Annotated in this window: 18 protein-coding genes; 11 read left to right on the top strand and 7 right to left on the bottom strand. The window is 49.3% G+C overall.

Annotation, left to right across the window (positions count from 1 at the left end):
• The first annotated feature begins 39 nt into the window (after positions 1–39).
• Both EXY25_RS11420 and EXY25_RS11415 read left to right on the top strand, forming a co-directional pair.
• On the top strand, positions 40–267 hold the full coding sequence (locus EXY25_RS11420; protein WP_114337595.1) for a hypothetical protein: 228 nt from the start codon (positions 40–42) through the stop codon (positions 265–267).
• Positions 268–271: 4 nt separating this feature from the next.
• Positions 272–916: a DUF2959 domain-containing protein gene (locus tag EXY25_RS11415; RefSeq protein ID WP_130566871.1), complete on the top strand. Its 645-nt coding sequence runs from the start codon at positions 272–274 to the stop codon at positions 914–916.
• Positions 917–978: 62 nt separating this feature from the next.
• On the opposite strand, the gene typA is transcribed toward EXY25_RS11415, so the two are convergent.
• A complete protein-coding gene (gene typA / locus EXY25_RS11410; protein ID WP_114337593.1) occupies positions 979–2,799 on the bottom strand; it encodes a translational GTPase TypA in 1,821 nt (606 codons plus the stop codon).
• Between the two features lie 455 nt (positions 2,800–3,254).
• On the opposite strand from typA, the gene glnA reads away from it, so the two are divergent.
• From glnA to glnG, 4 genes are all read left to right on the top strand, one after another.
• Positions 3,255–4,664: a glutamate--ammonia ligase gene (gene glnA, locus EXY25_RS11405; RefSeq protein ID WP_114337592.1), complete on the top strand. Its 1,410-nt coding sequence runs from the start codon at positions 3,255–3,257 to the stop codon at positions 4,662–4,664.
• A 126-nt stretch (positions 4,665–4,790) separates the two neighbouring features.
• Entirely contained in the window at positions 4,791–5,315 is a 525-nt protein-coding gene (locus tag EXY25_RS11400; protein WP_114337591.1) for a DUF4124 domain-containing protein, read from the top strand.
• Between the two features lie 88 nt (positions 5,316–5,403).
• Positions 5,404–6,486 carry a nitrogen regulation protein NR(II) gene (gene glnL, locus EXY25_RS11395; protein WP_240695169.1) on the top strand — a complete coding sequence of 361 codons (1,083 nt, stop codon included), beginning with the start codon at positions 5,404–5,406 and terminating at the stop codon, positions 6,484–6,486.
• Between the two features lie 9 nt (positions 6,487–6,495).
• On the top strand, positions 6,496–7,914 hold the full coding sequence (glnG, locus tag EXY25_RS11390; RefSeq protein WP_114337590.1) for a nitrogen regulation protein NR(I): 1,419 nt from the start codon (positions 6,496–6,498) through the stop codon (positions 7,912–7,914).
• Positions 7,915–7,995: 81 nt separating this feature from the next.
• On the opposite strand, the gene EXY25_RS11385 is transcribed toward glnG, so the two are convergent.
• Positions 7,996–11,397, bottom strand: coding sequence for a starch-binding protein (locus EXY25_RS11385; RefSeq protein WP_130566870.1), 3,402 nt, complete (start codon positions 11,395–11,397; stop codon positions 7,996–7,998).
• Between the two features lie 399 nt (positions 11,398–11,796).
• Between EXY25_RS11385 and trhA the strand changes: the two genes are divergently transcribed.
• Positions 11,797–12,444 (top strand): PAQR family membrane homeostasis protein TrhA, encoded by a 648-nt coding sequence (gene trhA / locus EXY25_RS11380; protein ID WP_246019547.1) that lies wholly within the window; start codon positions 11,797–11,799, stop codon positions 12,442–12,444.
• Between the two features lie 136 nt (positions 12,445–12,580).
• Here trhA and EXY25_RS11375 read toward each other — a convergent pair whose 3' ends face one another.
• Positions 12,581–14,710: an alpha-amylase gene (locus EXY25_RS11375; protein ID WP_130566869.1), complete on the bottom strand. Its 2,130-nt coding sequence runs from the start codon at positions 14,708–14,710 to the stop codon at positions 12,581–12,583.
• Positions 14,711–14,849: 139 nt separating this feature from the next.
• Between EXY25_RS11375 and EXY25_RS11370 the strand changes: the two genes are divergently transcribed.
• Positions 14,850–15,317: a DUF2780 domain-containing protein gene (locus EXY25_RS11370; protein WP_114337586.1), complete on the top strand. Its 468-nt coding sequence runs from the start codon at positions 14,850–14,852 to the stop codon at positions 15,315–15,317.
• A 73-nt stretch (positions 15,318–15,390) separates the two neighbouring features.
• On the opposite strand, the gene msrA is transcribed toward EXY25_RS11370, so the two are convergent.
• Complete coding sequence (gene msrA, locus EXY25_RS11365; RefSeq protein ID WP_130566868.1) at positions 15,391–15,936, bottom strand: peptide-methionine (S)-S-oxide reductase MsrA; 546 nt, start codon at positions 15,934–15,936, stop codon at positions 15,391–15,393.
• 341 nt (positions 15,937–16,277) lie between these two features.
• Between msrA and EXY25_RS11360 the strand changes: the two genes are divergently transcribed.
• Both EXY25_RS11360 and EXY25_RS11355 read left to right on the top strand, forming a co-directional pair.
• On the top strand, positions 16,278–17,168 hold the full coding sequence (locus EXY25_RS11360) for an aspartoacylase (RefSeq protein ID WP_130566867.1): 891 nt from the start codon (positions 16,278–16,280) through the stop codon (positions 17,166–17,168).
• On the top strand, positions 17,158–17,661 hold the full coding sequence (locus tag EXY25_RS11355; protein ID WP_130566866.1) for a GNAT family N-acetyltransferase: 504 nt from the start codon (positions 17,158–17,160) through the stop codon (positions 17,659–17,661). Before EXY25_RS11360 ends, EXY25_RS11355 begins: the two co-directional genes overlap by 11 nt.
• Positions 17,662–17,678: 17 nt before the next feature.
• On the opposite strand, the gene EXY25_RS11350 is transcribed toward EXY25_RS11355, so the two are convergent.
• The 3 genes from EXY25_RS11350 to EXY25_RS11340 all read right to left on the bottom strand — a co-directional run bounded on the left by EXY25_RS11350 (position 17,679) and on the right by EXY25_RS11340 (position 21,061).
• The gene (locus EXY25_RS11350; protein ID WP_165419338.1) at positions 17,679–18,293 is read right to left on the bottom strand and encodes a glutathione S-transferase family protein; all 615 of its coding nucleotides are present in this window, start codon (positions 18,291–18,293) and stop codon (positions 17,679–17,681) included.
• Positions 18,294–18,422: 129 nt separating this feature from the next.
• Entirely contained in the window at positions 18,423–19,301 is an 879-nt protein-coding gene (locus EXY25_RS11345) for an endonuclease/exonuclease/phosphatase family protein (protein ID WP_130566864.1), read from the bottom strand.
• Positions 19,301–21,061: a DUF885 domain-containing protein gene (locus EXY25_RS11340; protein ID WP_130566863.1), complete on the bottom strand. Its 1,761-nt coding sequence runs from the start codon at positions 21,059–21,061 to the stop codon at positions 19,301–19,303. Before EXY25_RS11340 ends, EXY25_RS11345 begins: the two co-directional genes overlap by 1 nt.
• Positions 21,062–21,246: 185 nt before the next feature.
• Here EXY25_RS11340 and EXY25_RS11335 point away from each other — a divergent pair, with 185 nt between their 5' ends.
• Entirely contained in the window at positions 21,247–21,489 is a 243-nt protein-coding gene (locus tag EXY25_RS11335) for a YecH family metal-binding protein (RefSeq protein ID WP_114337579.1), read from the top strand.
• Positions 21,490–21,573 lie beyond the last annotated feature (84 nt).

Below are 21,573 nucleotides of genomic sequence, written 5' to 3'. Positions count from 1 at the left end.
AATAATCTACTTAACGGTCACAGAACGTAAGGAGCTTTTATGTCAGGTCAAGGATCAGGAGGCAATGTACTTGCCGCTATCTGTAGTTTTTTTATTCCCGGATTAGGCCAATTGGTTCAAGGACGCATTCTGGCCGCACTGCTGTTCTGTGTCTTTATCTTTGCCGGTTATGCAACCGCGTGGTTGATTGTGCCGGGTATCATCGCATTAGTCCTGCACATCTGGTGCATCGTTGACGCCGCCATGTTCAAAGCCAGTGGCGAGTAAGCAGATGACGATACTTAAAGCCCTTTGTCTAACTTGTTGTTCCCTGCTTTTTGTCTGTGGGTGTGAATCAACCTATTACGCCACCATGGAGCAGGTGGGTGTGCACAAACGCGACATACTTAAAGACCGTGTCGAAGAAGCTAAAGAGGCGCAAGGTGAAGCGCAACAGGAGTTCAAAGATGCGTTAGAGCAGTTCTCCGTGCTGGTCAATTTTGATGGTGGTGAGCTGCAGGATATGTACGAGCAGACAGAAGACGCCTACGAAAGCAGTGCCGATGCAGCAGCAGAAGTCACAGAGCGTATTGATGGCATAGAGACTGTTGCAGACGCTTTATTTGATGAGTGGGATGACGAGTTAACACAATATACTAACGCCAATCTCAAACAACAAAGCGCGCAAAAACTTAAAGCAACCAAACGCCAATACACTAAGTTACTCAAATCCATGCGTCGTGCCGAAAGTAAAATGGCGCCGGTGCTCGCTGCACTTAAAGACAACACGCTTTATTTGAAGCATAACCTTAACGCGCAGGCTGTGGGTTCACTGAAGGGTGAGTATCAACGAATAAAGAAAGACACCGATCTTTTGATATTAGAGATGAACAAAGCGATCTCTGAATCTGAAGCATTCATCGCCACGCTAAAATAGGCATGAAAGCAAAAAAAAGGGTAACCATTCGGCTACCCTTCTAACTCCACTAACGCTGCTACTTATTCAGCAACGTTGCGTGCAGCACGCTTACGTTCATTTTCTGTTAACAGCTTCTTACGCAAGCGGATGTGATTAGGCGTCACTTCAACCAGCTCATCGTTGTCGATAAACTCCAACGCTTGCTCAAGTGTCATCTTAATTGGCGGACTCAATACCTGCGCTTCATCCGTACCAGACGCACGAACGTTGGTCAGCTGCTTACCTTTCAACACATTCACCGTCAGGTCGTTAGAACGGTTATGAATACCGACTAATTGGCCTTCATACACTTCGGCCGCATGCTCAGTAAATAAGCGTCCACGCTCCTGCAGGTTAAACAGTGAATAGGTCAATGCTTTACCTGTCGCATTGGAGATCAAGACGCCATTCATCCGCTGACCAATAGTGCCACCTTTATGTGGACCATAGTGATCAAAGGTGTGATACAGCAAACCTGAACCAGAGGTCAGAGTCATAAACTCGGTCTGGAAGCCAATTAAGCCGCGGCTAGGGATGATGAAGTCCAAACGCACGCGCCCCTTACCATCAGGCTGCATGTTGGTCATCTCAGCTTTACGCAAGCCAAGTTGCTCCATCACTGAACCCTGGTGAGGCTCCTCAACATCAACCGTCATAGTTTCAAACGGTTCTTCTAACTGACCATCGACTTCACGCAAGATAACTTCTGGACGCGATACGGCCAGCTCGTAACCTTCTCGGCGCATATTTTCAATAAGGATCGCCAAGTGAAGCTCACCACGACCAGACACACGAAACTTATCCGGGTCCGGCATCTGCTCTACACGCAGTGCAACGTTATGAACCAGCTCTTCTTCCAGACGGTCAAGGATGTTACGTGACGTGACATATTTACCATCCAAGCCAGCAAACGGAGAGGTGTTTACCTGGAAAGTCATGGTCACTGTTGGTTCATCAACACTGAGCGGTGGTAATGCTTCAATCGCACTCGGATCGCACAGAGTGTCAGAGATCTTAAGTTCACCAAGACCTGTGATAGCGATGATGTCACCAGCAGCAGCATCTTCGACTTCATGTCGCTCTAATCCAAGATAACCCAGTACCTGGCCCACTTTACCATTGCGCTGCTTACCGTCAGCACCAACGATAGTTACCTGTTGATTTGTCTTAACGCGGCCTTTGGTTATGCGACCAACACCGATAACACCAACATAGCTAGAGTAGTCCAGCTGTGAAATCTGCATCTGGAACGGCGCATCCTGAGTCGCTTCTGGGGGGGCAACCTTTTCGACGATAGTTTCAAACAGCGGCGTCATATCATCACTGGCGTCGTCCACTTCTAACGTGGCAAAACCATTAAGAGCTGAAGCATAGACAATCGGGAAATCTAGCTGCTCATCAGTGGCACCTAAGTTATCAAACAGGTCAAACACCTGATCGATAACCCAGTCAGGACGAGCACCTGGGCGGTCAATTTTGTTAACAACGACAATGGGCTTGAGTCCCTGAGCAAACGCTTTTTGCGTTACAAAGCGGGTTTGCGGCATGGGGCCATCAACAGCATCAACCAATAGCAGTACAGAATCTGCCATTGACAATACACGCTCAACCTCACCACCGAAGTCAGCGTGTCCAGGAGTATCGATGATATTAATATGATAGTCGTTCCAATGGATGGCGGTGTTCTTAGCCAGGATCGTGATCCCACGCTCCTGCTCCAACTCGTTGGAGTCCATCACACGCTCACCATGATTGGCACGTTCGTTAAGGGTACCCGACTGCGCTAACAGCTTATCAACCAAGGTAGTTTTACCATGGTCTACGTGGGCAATAATGGCGATATTACGTAGCTTCTCGATCACCTGAGGCCTTCCATCTAATAAGGGTGGTCTTTACAAAGGGCGCCTATTGTATAGGCGACGTGACTTAAATCCCATTTTTTAATCGTGCAAAAGATAGTCAAAAATGGATATTTTGCATCTATAATCAATATTTCCTTTATAAACAAAGGGTTAAAAATCACCTTTGATATTTATTTTTATAAACGGCAATCAACTTGAAAGAAGTTAGATTTCTCACTAACCAAAAGTGTGATATCTGTATACCCCTCTTTACGTTATGGGATATAGCACCAGATTGGCACTATGCACCACTGTGGTGCAGCGGTGCGCAATTACAGTGCAAGATCTATCACCTTTAGATCCCAGAAAAGTAAATTAATTGTTTTAAAACAGCCACATAATATAGTGGCACGAATTTCGCTTTTGAAGCGCAAGCTTCAATATATCTAAACATTGACACCGGAGGATGAACTAGGATGTCAGTCGCAAATGTTCTCGAACTGATTAAATCAGAAGAAGTAAGATTCATTGATCTGCGTTTTACCGACACAAAAGGTAAAGAGCAGCACGTGAGTATCCCAGTAAGCCAAATCGACGAAGAGTTCTTCGAAGAGGGCAAGATGTTCGATGGCTCATCGATCTCTGGCTGGAAAGGCATTAACGAATCAGACATGGTACTGATGCCTGACGTATCAACTGCGGTATTAGACCCATTCTCAGAAGAGTCTACGTTAATCGTCCGTTGCGACATCTTAGAACCAGATACATTGGCTGGCTACGACCGTGATCCACGCTCTGTTGCCAAACGTGGTGTTGAATACCTGAAATCAACTGGCATTGCCGACGATGTGTTCATCGGTCCTGAGCCAGAGTTCTTCATGTTTGATGATGTTCGCTTCCACACCGACATGAGCGGTAGCTTCTATAAGTTAGATTCAGAAGAATCTAAGTGGAACAGCGGTAAAGAATATGCAGACGGCAACCTGGGTCACCGCCCAGGCGTAAAAGGCGGTTACTTCCCTGTACCTCCTGTAGATTCAGGTCACAACATCCGCTCAGCAATGTGTATCGTGATGGAAGACATGGGCTTGGTTGTTGAAGCTCACCACCATGAAGTTGCTACCGCTGGTCAGAACGAAATCGCATGTAAGTTCAACAGCTTGGTTGAAAAAGCTGATGAAGTTCAGATCTACAAGTATGTCGTACACAACGTGGCGCACCTGTATGGTAAGACTGCGACCTTCATGCCTAAGCCAATCGTTGGTGACAACGGTTCAGGCATGCACGTTCACCAGTCTTTGAGCAAAGGCGGAGAAAACATCTTTGCTGGTGACAAGTACGGCGGTCTGTCGCAAGAAGCGCTGTGGTACATCGGTGGTATCATTAAGCACGCTCGCGCGATCAACGCATTCGCGAACGCTTCAACCAACTCCTATAAGCGTTTGGTTCCAGGCTTCGAAGCTCCTGTTATGCTGGCATACTCTGCACGTAACCGTTCTGCTTCTATCCGTATCCCTGTGGTACCGAGCCCGAAAGCACGTCGCATCGAAGTTCGTTTCCCTGATCCAACTGGTAATCCTTACCTGTCATTCACAGCGATGTTGATGGCTGGCCTAGACGGAATTAAGAACCAGATCGATCCAGGCGAAGCAATGGACAAAGATCTATACGACCTGCCAAAAGAAGAAGCGTTGGCCATCCCAACTGTTGCAGCTTCACTGGAAGAAGCTCTGGCTGCACTCGATGCTGACCGTGAGTTCTTGACTGCTGGCGGCGTAATGAGTGATGACAGCATTGACGCATACATCGCGTTGAAGCAAGACGAAGTTGAGTTGCTGAACTCAACGACTCACCCTGTAGAATTCGACATGTACTACAGCGTGTAAGTAAGTTGACCATCCTCACAAAAGCCCACTGAAAAGTGGGCTTTTTTTTCGACAGCGCTTTTTGATGGTGACAAACTAGTCGATCCCAAATATAGTAAGAGATATGTAGGAAAAAGGTGAAAAGTTATGGTCGTAAAACGCATCGCCTTGCTCTTGTGTCTGTTAGGTGCAGCAACCGCTCACGCGGGTAAACTCTACACATGGAAAGACGCTAACGGTGTCGTCCACTACTCAGATAAACCAGTGCAAGGGAACAAAGCACAGCAGGTGCAACCTAAGGTTGGCACTAATGTGATCCCTCGATTGAATGATGGTGTTATCGAAACGAATAAAGGCCCGGAAGGCAAAACTTCGTTCAAGGTATCTATTCGTTCGCCCCACAATGAAGCTACAGTCCGTGACAACATGGGCCGGCTTTCTGTCGTTGGTCAGGTCGAACCTGAGATCCAAGACGGCTACAGCTATCGTCTTAAAGTCAATGATCAAGTACTAGGCACATCTGAAGATGAACCAGTATTTCATTTGATGAATGTTAATCGCGGCGAACATAAATTAAAGTTAGAACTGCTAGATCAAAGAGGCAAGGTTATTGCATCCTCCCCGGTACGGATCATTTATCTGCACCGCGCCTCGGTATTACAAGCTCGCTAAGCACAAGGAAAGTGCAGCAAGCTGAGTAAAGTGCTAGAGTGCAGGTGCATTCGCACCAAATTGGTGCGACACATGGGGAAGACGCACCGTGCTCTCACAGCAGAACGGATCACATCAGAACGCCTTGTCAGGGGTGACAACCACCCTGCTAGATGTTCTCAGCACCGCTATTATTCTTCTCGATCACCACTTGGTCATTCGTTACATCAATTCGGCGGGCGAACAATTACTTGAACAAAGTTCCCGTCGGCTGATTGGCGAACCGCTACCTAAGCTATTTGAACACCTCTCTCTCGATATCCAGCTGATCAACGAGACACTGACCCTTGGCAACAGCTTTACAGACAGCGACGTCTCAATGGTTAAACAAGATGGCATCCACATCGCGGTTGATGTCACGGTCTCTCCTTTTGAACGCGGCGACCAACGCTATGCTCTGCTCGAACTTAAGCAGATCGATCAGCAAAAGAAAATCAGCCATGAGCTTTATCAGGCCAGCCAACAACAAGCAGCAAGGGAGCTCGTCCGAGGCTTAGCTCATGAAATTAAAAACCCACTAGGTGGGTTAAGAGGCGCAGCGCAGCTACTGGAAAAAGAGCTACCAAGCCCAGAGCTAAAAGAGTTTACCGGCGTGATCATAGAGCAAGCTGATCGGCTTAGAAATCTAGTCGATAGGCTGCTTGGACCACAACGTCCCTCTACCCATAAGTCCCATAATATTCATATGGTGCTAGAGAAAGTTTGCCAATTAGTGAACATGGAAGGCTTAGATCAGTTAGTCGTCAACCGTGACTATGATCCAAGCTTACCCGATATCGAAATGGATCCAGAACAGCTCGAGCAAGCCGTTCTGAATATCGTTAAGAACGCCGTTGAGGCGATGCATGGCAAAGGCACAATCAACGTTTCAACCCGCTCAGCCAGCCAGATAACTCTGAACGGCGAACGCTACAGACTGGTTGCCGAAATAAAAATCACAGACAACGGCCCTGGTATCCCTCCAGCCCTGCAAGACACTCTGTTCTACCCCATGGTGACAGGAAAGGCTGACGGGACAGGGCTTGGCCTCTCCATTGCACAAACATTGATCACACAACACAAGGGCCGCATTGAATGCATTAGCTGGCCCGGACACACCGAATTCATTATTCACCTGCCAATCAGGAAATAAGGGAGCAGTATGACTGACGCACAGGTTTGGATCGTCGATGACGATAGTTCAATTAGATGGGTACTTGAACGCGCTCTCGCAGCAGCAGAAATTAATGTAAGTAGCTTTGAATCAGGCGAGGATGCGCTGCAACAGCTCCGCTATCAGACCCCAGATGTCGTTCTGTCTGACGTGCGCATGCCAAATATGGATGGCCTGACGCTGTTAGACAGGATCCATGATGTCGGATCGGATATTCCCGTGATCATCATGACTGCACATTCTGATTTGGATAGCGCGGTTTCGGCCTACCAAAGTGGTGCATTCGAATATCTGCCGAAGCCCTTTGATATCGATGAGGCTGTCGCTTTGGTGCAACGCGCCATCACACACAGCCAAGAAAATCGCCGCAGTCGCCGTCGCCGTGAAGTTGAAATACCAGAAACCGAGATCATAGGTGAAGCACCCGCAATGCAAGAGGTGTTTCGCGCTATCGGTAGGCTCTCTCGCTCCTCAATTAGCGTTCTCATCAATGGTCAATCAGGTACGGGTAAAGAACTCGTTGCGCAAGCGCTGCATCGGCATAGCCCACGTTCTGACGAGTCTTTTATCGCATTAAACATGGCGGCAATACCTAGAGATCTGATTGAATCAGAGCTGTTCGGCCACGAAAAAGGCGCTTTTACCGGGGCCAATACGGTCCGTCAGGGGCGCTTTGAGCAAGCCAACAATGGCACGCTGTTTCTCGATGAGATCGGCGATATGCCGCTGGATATTCAGACTCGCTTGCTGCGAGTACTTTCTGATGGCCAATTCTACCGTGTCGGCGGCCACTCACCGATAGAAGTTGACGTGCGCATTATCGCCGCGACTCACCAAAACCTGGAAGAGTTGGTGCGGCAAAACAAATTTCGTGAAGATCTGTTCCATCGCTTGAACGTAATTCGTGTGCACCTGCCACCACTGTGTGAGCGCGGCACCGATGTCGGCCAATTAGCCAAGTACTTTTTGCGTAAAGCTGCTGAAGAGCTTGGTGTTGAAGCGAAGACGCTGGCAACAGATACCGAAACTTATATGTGTCAATTGCCATGGCCAGGTAACGTTAGGCAGCTTGAGAATACCTGTCGCTGGCTGACCGTGATGGCCTCGGGACAAGAGGTGCTGATCTCTGATCTGCCGCCAGAACTGCAGCAGTTACCTCCACCTGTCATCAGCGACGGCGAAGCCCCTGCAGCACAAACTTGGCAGCAATCGCTCAATCACTGGGCCGAACAACAATTGGCGACAGGTCGTATAGACATACTCAATGATGCATTACCGGAGTTCGAACGAGTCATGCTGAGTACTGCCTTGCGTCACACTGGCGGACACAAGCAGGAAGCGGCCAGACGTCTTGGCTGGGGGAGAAACACCCTAACCCGTAAACTCAAAGAGCTAGATATGAGCTAGTCTCTTTTACTAGCATAAAAAAATGGCCTCAGTTGAGGCCATTTTTGTTTCAATCTTTAGCCCCTGCGAAGGGGCTTTTAATTAAGGATGAGCGCAGGTATCTGTCCAACCTTCAACCGCATCGAAACAGCCATTAGCATCTCGATACAGGTTGTCAGTTTGAGCACCAGAACCACCGTCTGCCGCATCATTGAAGATCAAGTCGACGGCACGTACGCCATCGGCAAACTGGTAACGGAACCAACCATCGCCAGCATCTTCCATGGTATAGCCAGGCCAGCTTGCTGGAGCACCTTCAACACCCCAGTAGTAAACCTGAACAGCAGTCCAAGCATCTGGCTTCTTAAACCAAACTTCGATGCCTGGCAGCACGCAAGTATCTACCCATGCGCCATCAATGTAACAACCGTCACCTTCACGGAAACTGTCAGTCGTCTGCTCACCAGCACCGTTATGGAACAACATGTTAGAACCAGTAACACCATCTTCAAATTGGTAGCTGAAGAAACCACCGCCCAAAGATGTCATCAGCAGTCCAGGCCAATCTGTCGATGACGAAACACCCGCAGATGCCCAGTAGTGAACATAAGCTTCAGTCCAAGTTTCCGGCGCCTTGTAGTAAACCGTAATTCCCGGTTCCAATGCAGGCTCACCACAAATATCTTGCCACTCGTTTACGACATAACATCCATCCTGCTCAGCAAACAGATTTTCTGTTTGTGATGCGCCATCGTTAAAGATGATGTTCGCAGACGTTGCATTCAGCGGGAAGCTGAAGCTATATGAACCATCAGCTTCTGCGGTCATCGGAACACCTGGCCAATCAACGGCAGGCGCGTTGGCAGCATCCCAATAATAGATGTTAACGTCACTGCCCCAACCGGCTGGAGGAACAAATCCAAGCTCAAGGCCTTTTACCGGTGCAACACAGTTGTCGTCCCACACATCGGCGACGTAGCAGGCATCTGTATCGTGATATAGATTCGCAGTCTGATTGCCGCTGTTGTCATTGAAGATCATATCGGCAGCGCCCACGTTCACAGGGAACTGGAACGTATACCAGCCGTCACCAACTAACTCGGCTTGAACACCTGGCCACGCACTGTTGTCTGCAGGGGCTGCATTCCAATAATGAACGTGGATATCATCGCCCCACTCAGCAGGCTTTTTGAAATGAACAGTCATGCCAGGAACAGGCAAAGCACAACTGTCGCTCCAGTTGTTATTCTCGAAGCAAGCATCACCATCGGCAGTCAAGTTTTGAGTTTGCAGCCCTTGGCCATCATTAAAGATGATGTTGGCAGCTGTCACACCGTTCTCAAACTCGAACTTGTACCAATCGTCGCCCATGTGCTCCATAGCAGCACCCGGCCAGTCAACGGCTGGCTGAGGATCTGCAGACCACCAGTAGACATTGGCGCCAACCCAATCAGTAGGCTTCTTCAACCATAAAGTCATGCCTTCCTGCACACCTTTCTCAACGGTGGTCTCTGCACTGGTTTGACTACCGTTGAAGTTATCTACCGTGGCACGGAAGGTAAACTGGGTGCCATCTTCATAAGAAGAAACGTCATAATAGACCTGGTACTCAGGGGTGTAATCAACGCCAAGAGACTCGAAATCACCTTCATTAACACTGACTTCGAAAGACACGTTGTACAGAGGCAACGCTTCCGCATCGATCCCTTCTAGCATGGCATTAACGTTTACACGGTGAGATACCTTGCTACCGTCAGTAGGTGCAGCGATAGTCAGCGTCGGCGCTTCTGCAGCATACTCGATCAGGTCGTCAGCACGATAAACCACGGTGCTAAACGGCTCCACTGTCACATCAATCAGGTTTTCACCGTTGGCGGCAAGCTCTGTACCTTTCTGTGGCCAAACCTGACGATAAGTAGCACTGGTTGCGGCCAGGCTCACTGATTTTTCTTCTGCAGACGTGTTCAACACGACCAAATATTCACGTGGCGTTTCAGTTTCAACGCGCGAGAATGCAAAAAGACCAGCTTCACCTTCACTGTAGCGAACAAACTGCTTACCGCGACGCAAAGCAGAATGCTTCTTAGAAAGTTTGCTCAGCTTTTTGATTTGACGATAAAGCGGATGACGGCGATCGAAGTTATCATCGGCAGGTGTTGCGTCAGTACCGATCTGCGTCAAGGCTTGATAATCAGGTGTTTGCGAAGGCATCATGTCTTCACGTGCACCGGTATCACCGCCCAAGCCTGTGAAGCCCTGCTCATCACCGTAATAGACAACTGGAATACCACGGCTAAAGAACAAGATCTCATTTGCGAGTTTTGCTCTAGCAAGACGCTCTTCTTCTGTGGCTGTCGGGTTTTCCTGATCGATGTGGAAACCGATACGGCCTACATCATGGTTACCAGCAAAGTTCATCAACAAACCAGCATGGCTATCAGCATCAGTGTAGTAATCATCTTGGCTGAACAACCAAGCCAGACCATCTGTCGCCTTATTAGAAGCTACAGTGTCTTTAATCTGGAAATACAAACCAAAATCGAGAACTGATGGCAATTTGCCTTCGGTAGTAAAGGTACTCAGTACCTTAGGATGACCTTCAAATACTTCACCGAAGATGAAGAAGTTCTCAATGCCTTCAGCATCAGCGTGATCCATGATCTCTGGCGTCCAGTCAGCCCAGAACGGCATATCAACGTGCTTCACTGTGTCAACACGGAAACCATCAATTTTGAACTCGCTGATCCAACCTTTGAAGATATCTTTCATACCCGCCAACACATCTGGGTGCTGCGTGTTGATATCATCCAAACCTAAGAAGTCACCATAGATGGCCGACTCACCAGACCAGGTGCTATCACCCTGGTTGTTGTATAGCTCTACATTGTTAAGCCAAGCAGGAACCTTCACATCTTCCTGACCTGCAGGAATAAAGGTGGTGTATTGGCCATCAGCGCGGTTTTTATAAGGACAAGTGTCCAAACCTTCTAGCAAATAGCCATCGGCATCATGACACTCTTCATACTTGATAACGTCAGCAGTGTGGTTGATGACGATATCAAAAAAGACTTTCATATCACGCTTTTTGGCAAGACGGATCAGCTGCTTCAGCTCATCGTTACTGCCCCAGTGCGGATCAATCTGGGTGTAATCTGTGGTCCAATATCCATGGTAGCCAGCCGATTCACCTTGAACAGCCTGGTTTTTGAATACTGGCGTCAGCCAAAGTGCAGTGATCCCCATATTGTCGAGGTAAGATAGCTTCTCTATCAAACCTGCAATGTCACCACCGTGATAGTAACGAATATCTGAAGGATCAAACCCTGTCTGTGAGCGATCACCACTCAGTCCACCTAGGTCATTGTTGGAATCACCGTTTTGAAAACGGTCTGGCAATACGAAATAAAACACTTCGTCTTCGATTTGCCTATCTTGTTTACAACCAGCCATAGACATGACTGCGCCAGCCATACACAAGGCTGCCAGGCTTTTTTTAAAGATCATCGCCTTACAAACTCCTTTTATTACAAATTTCCGGTACAACACCCGTTTTGAGTGCTAACTACGCAAATAAACAAGTATCCGGCTGATGACGATAATCATCTAAGCCTAATTCTCTGAATCTGAATAGAATAACATCGACGGTCAAAACAATGGCAGATAAATTTCACATTTTTGTTACATTGGTGGTCAAACCACCCTAAGGCAAATGATAACGATATCATTGCGGCGTTTTTGGATTGACTGCAGCAGTTCCCCACAGTGCCTATGCCGCCTGACGTCACGGAAAATAGACTCTATTGTCACTGCCCACCCTGTAGCGACAAAAACGAAAACACTGTGCACAGATAATTTTTGAGCGTACACTTGTACGCTCAAAAAATTGTACGGCAGATCTTATTCGTGAGCGACACCCAATACAGTCCGGCAGAAGAGTTGGCCAACACAGTTACCCACCTCATCGGCGCCCTGCTCGCGGTCGCAGCCTTGGTAATGATGATCAACGTCTCATTGGCCCAACACGATCCTTGGCGGCTGACATCGAGCTTGGTCTATGGCATCAGCCTGTTAACCCTTTTTGCGTCATCTTCGTTCTATCACGCAATATCCTTCCCGAGGCTCAAAAGTCATCTAAAACTGTTAGATCATTGCGCCATCTACCTGCTGATCGCCGGTACATATACCCCTTTTCTACTGGTCAGTTTACGAGGGTGGATAGGTTGGACCCTGCTAGGCACCATTTGGAGCCTGGCCATTGCCGGTTTAGCGCTAAAAATAGGCTTTGGTAATCGATTTAAGGCGTTGCGGGTTGGCAGCTATATATTAATGGGTTGGCTGGTAGTGATTGCCGGGGCCCCCCTTGCCGACGCAATTGGCCGTGGAGGTATGATCTGGCTGGTTGTCGGTGGCCTTTGTTATAGCCTTGGTGTCATCTTCTATCTCAACAAAAAAATGAGATTCAGTCACAGCATCTGGCACCTGTTTGTTTTAGGCGGCAGTATCTGCCACTTTTTTGCCATTTGGTATTACGTGCTAGCCGAGAGCAATTGACCCTTTCTGTCACAATCCAAACAATGGACACTGTGCAGAGCTGATGCCAACCTCACTAGCTGACTTTTTCCGCAAACAGAAAAGGGGCTCATATGAGCCCCTTTAACTAACGTTTGTTACAACTCATAACAAAGCGTTATTTCTTCTCACCTGCGTAGACAACCACAACGCGGTCATCACCTTTAACTCGGCTAAACGCATAGGGCTGTTCACTGAGCATTTTATGCTCACCCGCACCCACAGCCACGTGGTTGTTACGGAACTGACCAACCTTCTGCCAGTGAGCCACCAGCGCTGCGCGATCCCCCTTAAGCTGATCCCAGTTCATAAATGAACGGGTCGGAGAATCAAACGCGTCACTCATCGGTCCCGCTGGACGCCCACTCTCATCGCCGTAGTAAATCTGAACACCACCCGGCATCAATAGCAGGCCATTGGCGGCGCCTTTCTGCAGCTCCAGGTTCTCATAACGCTGGAAGAACAGCTTGGTATCATGACTAGAGATATAGGTCAGCAGGTTAAAGTCTGGGTCGGTATTAATATCTTTAGCATAAGTTGCATACAGATCTTCATTCTGATTAATACACTGCGCACCTTTCACCGCCTGCATTTCACCAGCGTAATCAAAGTTAATCAGGCTATCCATACCGTGGTCGAAGTAGAAATCCTTGTAAGCGCCATGGTGCCAAACTTCACCGACCATCCAGAACGGCTTGTCATCAATCGCCTTATCCGGGTTCTCAGCTTTCCACTCAGCCAAGGCTTTGGTCGCAGAGTCTTTTAACTTAGTCCAGACTTCAGCTTCAACGTGCTTCACGGTATCAGCGCGGAAGCCATCGATACCATACTTGCGAACCCAGGTGGTATGCCATTCCACCAGGTAATCAACCACGGTGTAGCCTTCACGCTCCACTGCACGTGTATCCGGCTTGTTCTTCAGGATCGGTGGCAAACCGACATGCTTTTCGCTTTCGGTCAAAAAGTCAGGTAGGCCAGCCAAGTTCATGGTGATGTCATCGCCACCCGGTGCGGTGTACCCAGCCATACCACTGCGCACCCAATCTGGTCCCCACCATTTCTCAGCCCACTCGCTGGAACCCCAGCGAATGTAGTTGTTGTAACGATGCCAGTTCTGTCCCTTCTTCTCATCCGGCACCCAATCAGTCCACTGATCTGGCACTGGCGCGTTTGGCGCTAACGCATTGATGTCGAATGTTTGCATGTCATCTAGGGTTGGATAGCCGGCATGGTTCATTACCACATCGATGACAACGCGAATTCCGCGTTTATGGGCTTCCGTCACGAGGCGCTCTAGATCTTCATCGGTGCCGAAGTTTGGATCCAAACGGGTAAAATCCAACGCCCAATAGCCGTGATAGCCATAGAATGGGAAGCTGCCCTTCTCACCACCGCCGATAAAACCGTGGATCTGTTCGACAATCGGCGTTAACCAGATAGCGTTCATACCCAGTTCCTGGATGTAATCCAGCTTCTCGATGATGCCTTTGATGTCACCGCCCTGGAATGTACCCGTCTCCAACTTACCGTCTTTCTTCCGGTTAAATGGGTAGTCGTTGCTGGTATCACCATTATTAAAGCGGTCTGTCATGATGAAATAAACAGACGCATTATCCCAATCGAAATCACTGGGCTTGGCTTCCGCAGGCTCAAGCAACAGCAGGCCGCCGCTCTCCTTGCTAGGTTGCATCGAGACTTTACCGCCCGCAACCTCTGCGGTTTGCCCTGAGTAAAAATCTTTTACCAGTTCACCGTCTTTAAAAACGCTACTGACATTAACTTCGACGGCATTGCCATCCCAGGTTCCGCAATCAACTGCAGGCGGCTTACGCACCACAGCGACTTTCTTCGGCTTACGCATTACGCTGATCGCATTGCCGCTGTCAGCTTTAGTGTCTAAGGTGAACTCATACTCACCAGGGAAGAGAATGCGAATAGAAAAATCGGTATCAGTCGCACAATCCGACACTGGCACAGGGGTTTTGAATTTTATCTTTTCGGCGGCTTCAGGACCAAATGACGTTCCGCAGGAGAACTCTTTATCCGCTAAGCGGAAATGGTAAGTGCCCTTCTCCAACTCTACCGTTGCTTTGTACTTGCCTTTGCCTTTGAATTTAGCGCGATTCTCCGCTGCATAATCATGTTCAGCGATACGCAGGAAGATAGGTGTTTTTATAATCGCCTGGGCACTAGGCACCAGCAACGACGTGACAAGCGCCGCAAGCGCTAGTTTTTTCGGAGCGAACATAAGCGAGTTCCGTTAGCTAATAAAAATTAAACCCGATTTTATACGCAATTTTTATCAAAAAGTCTTATAGCTAAATCACGTTAGGTGGTTAACCTTTCCTGTACTAGGCTTAAAACGTATTTTCCAAGGAGGACATTCCATGCTCAAACGCACATTAAAAATCAGTTTATTTACACTTTTCATTCTATTACCCGTGTTTCAAAGCCATGCAGCGGATAACCCGCTGGTTGGCATGATCACGCAACAGCTGGGCGTCAGTCAGGATCAAGCCACCGGTGGTTTAGGTGCCCTACTCTCCTCTGCCCAACAGGGAATGTCCGGTGATGATTTTGCCGCCCTGACCGATGTCATTCCTGATATGAGTAGCCTGCTGTCGGCAGCTCCTTCACTGGAAGGTGCTGCAGGTGGTGGCGGTGGCCTCGCGTCAATGGCAACCGACATGCTTGGTGATAGTGCAGGCAGCGATACCATCGCCCTCACTCAGGCTTTCGAGAGCCTTGGACTGGATTCAAGCATGGTCGGTCAATACAGCAAAATACTGCTCGACTTTGTTAATTCAGAAGGGGGGAACGCACTGATGCAGTCCCTTAAATCGGCGCTGCTTTAAGCCCCAAGCAGAAATGACAACGGCAGCGAAGATCGCTGCCGTTATTTGTTTAGCCCCTATCTCTGCATCAGTACTAGCGCAGCCTTGATGCAAATCTTTGTTTGAATTTCGCCACTTTAGGCGCCACAACCAAAGAACAGTACGGCTCGTGGCCGTGCATGGAAAAATACTGCTGATGATAATCTTCTGCGGGATAAAATACCGCCAACGGTACCAACTCAGTCACGACAGGATCATCCCATTCAACCGCTTGCTTCTGGATCTCTGCCGCCGCTAACTGTTGCTGTTCGTCATCATGAAAGAAAATGGCGGATCGATACTGACTGCCGATATCCTCACCTTGACGATTAAGTGTCGTTGGATCATGGATGGTAAAAAACACTTGTAACAGTGTCGCGTAACTAATGACTGCGGGATCAAAAACAATCTGTACAACTTCCGCATGGCCTGTGTCACCGGTGCACACGGCTTTATAGCTGGGATGCTCCACGCTGCCGCCGGAATAACCCGACGTCACCAGCTTCACCCCTTTTAGTTCGGTAAAGACCGCCTCAAGGCACCAAAAACAGCCCCCTGCCAATGTAGCGATTGATGAGGGAACCTGACTCTGCTCTGTCATTACGTATTACACCTTAAATATTAGCGCTTAAGTTGTTGTTGCCATCACCAAAGACACGGCAACACAAACCTGATTTATCATTAAATTCCTGACGGGAGCCGCCATGGTTAACAAACTGATACGGATTAAGTTTAACTGAAGATCGCGACATAGACAGCAGGTGATAGAGAACGGAACACATTCCTGTAACCCGCCAACAATCCGTTGTCCGCCTTAATCAGCATCACCCGAGTCACCCCACAATTTTTTTAGCCATTGTGACTGCATACCACTTCGCGACCACCGCTCTCCTTGCTAGACTGCCTCATCCAGCATAAGAGCTTGAGTGAAAGGTGGCGTGAGTGAGCGAAATTAACAAGGTGACGATTGTCGGTGGCACCCACGGTAATGAGTTTACCGGTGTCTATTTGGTTAAGAAGTGGCAACAGCAGCCAGCAGAGGTTACGCGCAGCAGCTTTACCACGTCGACCTTGTGGGCAAATCCGAAAGCGCATGAACAAAACAAACGCTATTGCGATCAGGATCTCAACCGCCAGTTTACCCGAGCCCAACTGGACGACGTCAATCTAGTTGGCTATGAGCAGTCCCGCGCCAAGATCATTGACTCAGAACTTGGCCCGAAAGGTGATGCAAAGTGCGATTTCGTTATCGATCTGCATACCACCACCAGCAACATGGGACCCTGCTTACTCCTCACCCAGCAAGGCAAGATCTACCGGCAGCTAGCGGCTTACGTCAAAATGCAGATGCCAGAAGCGGTAATCTTTAGAGATGAAGATCATCTCTCCGCAGCCCAGCATCACCTGCTAGCCACCGTGGGTACCTATGGTGTCATCGTTGAAGTCGGCCCGGTGCCACAATCAGTGATCCGTCAGGATGTGCTGGAACAAAGTGCAGAATTAACCCGCCATATTCTCGATTTCATCGAACACTACAACTTAGGCACTTTGCCCACGCTGCCGCAACAGGTTGAAGGGTATCGTTATCTAGAAAGCATCAAGTTACCGGTTGACGCCAACGGGCAGCGTTTAGGTATGGTGCACAATCATGTGCAAGATAACGACTTCAAGCCGCTCCATCCGGGAGAGCCGTTGTTTATGACCTTCGCAGGTGAAACGATCACCTATCAGGGCGCTGACACCGTCTATCCGGCATTTATCAATGAAGCGGCTTATTACGACAATAACCTCGCCATGTCATTGTTAGAAAAGGTCGTCATCGATGTTGAATAAGCCAGACTCATCACTGCGTGTAGTGATTGCCGATTACCGCGATCCGACGCAAGGCGAAGCACTGCTGCAACTTCTGAACGAATATGCGATGGATCCCATGGGTGGTGGTACCCCCATCACTGCTCATACACGAGCAAATCTCCTCCACTCACTGGCCAACGAGCCACAAGCGGTGACATTTTTGGCTGAACTAGACGGCAAATATGTAGGGTTAGCAAACTGCTTTTTTGGCTTTTCTACTTTTGCTTGCGCCAAGTTGATAAATATCCACGATTTTGCCGTTTCACCAGGCTTGCGTGGCCAAGGCATCGGTCAAGCTTTAATGGCGGCAGTGGAAAATCATGCCAGAGAGCATGGCTGTTGCAAGGTCACACTCGAAGTGCTTGAAGGCAACAAGGTAGCGCAGCGCTTATACCAGCGCTGCGGCTTTGCTGGATACGCCCTAGACCCAGAGGCGGGTCAGGCAATGTTCTGGGATAAAAAGCTGAATTAGCCGCTGAAAGCCTTCGCTCAAGCGTTCACATCGGCGGTAAAAACCTCTGCTTTTGCCGCCGCACTGCGCTGTTTTAACCGGGTTAAGTAGTACTCAAGATTATCGAAGCCTGCGAGCTGATCTCGCCGATCTAACAAACCAAGCAACTGCCCCACTACGATATCCGCGACAGTAAAGCTATGCCCTACCAGATAGTCTTGGCCGACTAGCTCGGTATCCAACGCTTGCAACAGACGCTTAAGCTTTACCACAGCTGTTCCCGCCTGGTTTTTCGTGACAAATACCTGGCTCACAGCCGCATCTAACGTGCTTAGTCCAAACATCAAATAGCTCATGCAGCGGCTGCGCCCCAACTTATCGTTAGGCAACAGTTCATGGGCTGGTGTATTCGCCAACAAGTGCAAGATAATGGCGCCAGACTCATGCAACACCAGCTCGCCATCTTCCCATACAGGTACCAGGGCAAACGGATTGCGTGCCACGAAGTGTGGTTGTTGATGTTCACCTTTGGCGTGATCCAGTACCACTTCATGATATGGAACGCCCAGTTCATACAACAGCCAACGTACACGGGCTGAGCGATCAAAACGAGCAAACGAGTAGAGAGTAGGCAGTGAGTCTGTTTGGGTCACAACTTGCACATCCGATGGCAATGACAGCCCTAAGCTAACCAAGCTTGATCATGACTGCAAGTGTTTGCCAACCATCAAAGCCGCAGATCACACGGATTGATTAATAAACCAGAGCAAACACAGCGCTCATCAATGGGCGGGCGGCGCCGGTTTTAACCGAAGCTCGACCAGCAAACCGTTATGGTCGGAACTCTCTGAGACATAAGATGCAGCCTGCTCAACCTCGAAGCCTCGAAGCCAAAGCTGATCAATAGCAAAACCAAATATCCGTGTACGTCGATCTGGCATGGGTCTCACCGCCCGCAACTGCAACGGTTTTAGGGTCAGCCCGATACGATCGATACGTTCCTGACGCCAGCTATTGAAATCGCCAGCCACGATCACCGGGCCACTATGCTGCTTAACCAAGGCGGCAAGTAGATCTAGCTGCTGCTGATATGCCTCAAGCTCCCAAACAAAATTGATCCCATGTAGATTCACCACCAGCAGCGACTGGCCATCATGAAGTGGATAACGATTGGCTAGTAGTGATTTCGGTACGCCGATCCAAGGCTCTGCGGTGCGTATCCCACAAACTGCGCTAGGACTGACCACGGCACTGGTCATCACGCCAGCGGCTAACTGATTATAAGTAAAAGCCTGTAACAGGAGTGACGGCCTTTCGCCAAGGATGGGAGCCAGCTCAGCTCGGGCAACAACCTCCTGAAGTAGCAACAGGTCGCGTTGTGCGGTTAGTTCGGCCAACTCCTGCTGCCAGCCGGGTTGCTCCAATTTATAGCTATTCCACACCGCAACGCGGAGCAGCGGGCCAAGGGTTTTGCGTGAGGTCTGCATTGGCGCGGCGGCTTGCAATAACTGCCGCTCCGGCAAGCCTTCGACGCAATCACTCAACGCCTGGTGCGGTCGGTCCGGCTGCCAGTAACTCAACCCCTCCGGCACCTCGATATTAGCCAAACCACTAAGCACCCAGAGGATCAAAGTACTAATAATGGCTTGCAACGCACTCACTACTGAGCGCCCTGCTGGGAGATATAGGCAGCCACCTGTTGTTCCAGCTGCTGTAAGGTGACCGCACCATTGGCAAGCAAAGCGTCATGGAATGTACGAATATCAAAACGCTCACCCAATGTCAGTTCAGCCTCCTTACGCAGCCGCTTTATCGTTAACTCACCAATTTTGTATGAGAGTGCTTGCGCCGGCCAAGAGATATAGCGATCCACTTCAGTACGGATATTGTGCTTGGATAAAGCGGTATTCACTTCCATATATTCAATCGCCTGATCACGGCTCCAACCCATGGCATGGATCCCGGTATCAACGACTAAACGGCAGGCGCGCCACGCCTCATAGCTAAGACGGCCAAAACGCGTATAAGGATCCTGATAAAATCCCATCTCTTGCCCTAACCACTCGGAATACAAACCCCAGCCCTCACCAAAGGCCGACAAGTAGAGATGACGTCTGAATTCAGGCACCTGCTCCATCTCCAGAGCCAGAGCGTTTTGCAGATGATGGCCTGGCACCGCTTCATGCAGGGTAAGCGCCTCTAAAACATAGAGCGGGCGCTTGTCTAAAGCATGGGTGTTAACCCAATAGTAACCAGGGCGATCATCACCGCTGGGGCCAACATAACGACCCGTGGTGTATTTAGGCGCAATATTCGCAGGTACAGGCTCTACACCATAGGTGCGACGCGGTAGGGTATTAAAAAACGCAGGCAACGCCGCGTCGGCCTTTTTTGCCAACCAAGCGGCATAATGCAGCAACTGTTCCGGGGTTTTGGCGTAGAACTGCGGATCAGTGCGGAGAAACTCGATGAACTCAGCCAGCGAGCCAGAAAAGTCGGCATCGCGCATCACCTCACCCATTTCACTGCGAATACGCGCCATCTCCTGCAAGCCCAACTGGTGTATCTCTCCCGCCCCCATATTCGTGGTGGTGTAATAGCCGATACGATTGGCGTAGTACTGATCGCCATTTTCCAATGCGCTCACGGCTAAGGTGTCACGCGTCGCGGGCTGATACTCCTGCATAAAAAACGTCAAATAGTCACGATAGGCAGGCATGACTGCCGTTTTAACCAACTGTCTTGCCCGCAGTTTAAGAGTCGTGAGTTGTTCGACAGGAAGATCGAGATCCAATGTTTTCAGGGGTTGGTAGAAGTCACTATCTACCGGATCATCAACAATGAATGCAGAAATAGTGGTTTCATATCCGGTCAGCACCGCCTTTGGCACTGTGCGCCCAGTCGCTATCCCTTTGCGCATCCAATCAATATTCTGCTGAAAATAACGGGGGATCTCAGCCAGTCGAGCCAAATAGTCCTCAACCGCCTGCACGCTGTCCATTGTGGTCATAGAGGGAAGGTGAGCAATGCCCGCATGAAAGCCATACTCTGAGGTCAAGGGCATCATCTGTGCGTTGAAACGTAGCTCATCGATCTCGTTCTTGATGGCGTACTGCATCAACCGCAGGTTAATCCTATCCTCGGATTGCAGTTCCGCCGACTCAGCCAGTAAATTGAACTGCTCATAGTAGTCGGTCAACTTAGTACGGTGCGCAGCCAAAGCTTGCGGGGAGAGATCGGGGAGACGATCGGCACCAAGAGCACTACCGGAATAGCTTGCCAGCAGGGGATCTTGTTCAAGTCGGTACTGCCACACCTGCGCCAATAACTGCTGCAATTCCTGCTGTTCTGGGGCAGGCGCATCGCCAGTGTCACTGCAACCGGCAAACCACAATGCACACAATATGATTAAAAAACGCATCAATTTGGCTCTCTCTCTCAACTAAAAATGACGTTTCCGCCCTGTTTATTGCCCATGACTATACCGTAACAACACCTTTGTTACTCCCCGCCACGGCGATCAACCTTTAGCGGATTGCGCGAAATCAACACCATTGAGTAACGACACCGCCATACTGTTTGCTATTGCAGATATGGAATACCAATATGACCTCAATACATGGCCACAAAGTGCTGGAACTGATCTTGTCGAGCGCCCCCAATCAGTCCCTCACTGAGCTCAGACAATTAGTGATTAATAACTTCGGCGCTGACGCCATCTATCACACCTGCTCTGAGTCCGATATGGATCTGGATAGCTTGCTAGCCTTCTTTGTTGCACGAGGCAAAGTGGCAGGTGACGACGGCGCGCTAAATGTCGATGAAACCAAGATCTGCCAACACCACTAACACCAGTCCTGCTAACTTTACAAACAGCTCGATCTCCGCTTGTCATACAGGCGGGTAAGCTGGCTCGCCTGTGATATACTGAAC

This window comes from Corallincola spongiicola (assembly GCF_004284785.1).
In the GTDB taxonomy this organism is placed as follows: Bacteria; Pseudomonadota; Gammaproteobacteria; order Enterobacterales; family Neiellaceae; genus Corallincola; species Corallincola holothuriorum.
This window is presented reverse-complemented; position numbering and strand designations above follow the sequence as displayed.

Bases quoted from the DNA above. Each gene is read 5' to 3' on its own strand.
- EXY25_RS11355 (WP_130566866.1), top strand. From the start codon at position 17,158: ATGTTGAATAAGCCAGACTCATCACTGCGTGTAGTGATTGCCGATTAC.
- EXY25_RS11335 (WP_114337579.1), top strand. From the start codon at position 21,247: ATGACCTCAATACATGGCCACAAAGTGCTGGAACTGATCTTGTCGAGC.
- EXY25_RS11415 (WP_130566871.1), top strand. From the start codon at position 272: ATGACGATACTTAAAGCCCTTTGTCTAACTTGTTGTTCCCTGCTTTTT.
- EXY25_RS11340 (WP_130566863.1), bottom strand. From the start codon at position 21,061: ATGCGTTTTTTAATCATATTGTGTGCATTGTGGTTTGCCGGTTGCAGT.
- glnG (WP_114337590.1), top strand. From the start codon at position 6,496: ATGACTGACGCACAGGTTTGGATCGTCGATGACGATAGTTCAATTAGA.
- glnA (WP_114337592.1), top strand. From the start codon at position 3,255: ATGTCAGTCGCAAATGTTCTCGAACTGATTAAATCAGAAGAAGTAAGA.
- EXY25_RS11420 (WP_114337595.1), top strand. From the start codon at position 40: ATGTCAGGTCAAGGATCAGGAGGCAATGTACTTGCCGCTATCTGTAGT.
- EXY25_RS11400 (WP_114337591.1), top strand. From the start codon at position 4,791: ATGGTCGTAAAACGCATCGCCTTGCTCTTGTGTCTGTTAGGTGCAGCA.
- EXY25_RS11370 (WP_114337586.1), top strand. From the start codon at position 14,850: ATGCTCAAACGCACATTAAAAATCAGTTTATTTACACTTTTCATTCTA.
- EXY25_RS11385 (WP_130566870.1), bottom strand. From the start codon at position 11,397: ATGATCTTTAAAAAAAGCCTGGCAGCCTTGTGTATGGCTGGCGCAGTC.
- msrA (WP_130566868.1), bottom strand. From the start codon at position 15,936: ATGACAGAGCAGAGTCAGGTTCCCTCATCAATCGCTACATTGGCAGGG.
- EXY25_RS11375 (WP_130566869.1), bottom strand. From the start codon at position 14,710: ATGTTCGCTCCGAAAAAACTAGCGCTTGCGGCGCTTGTCACGTCGTTG.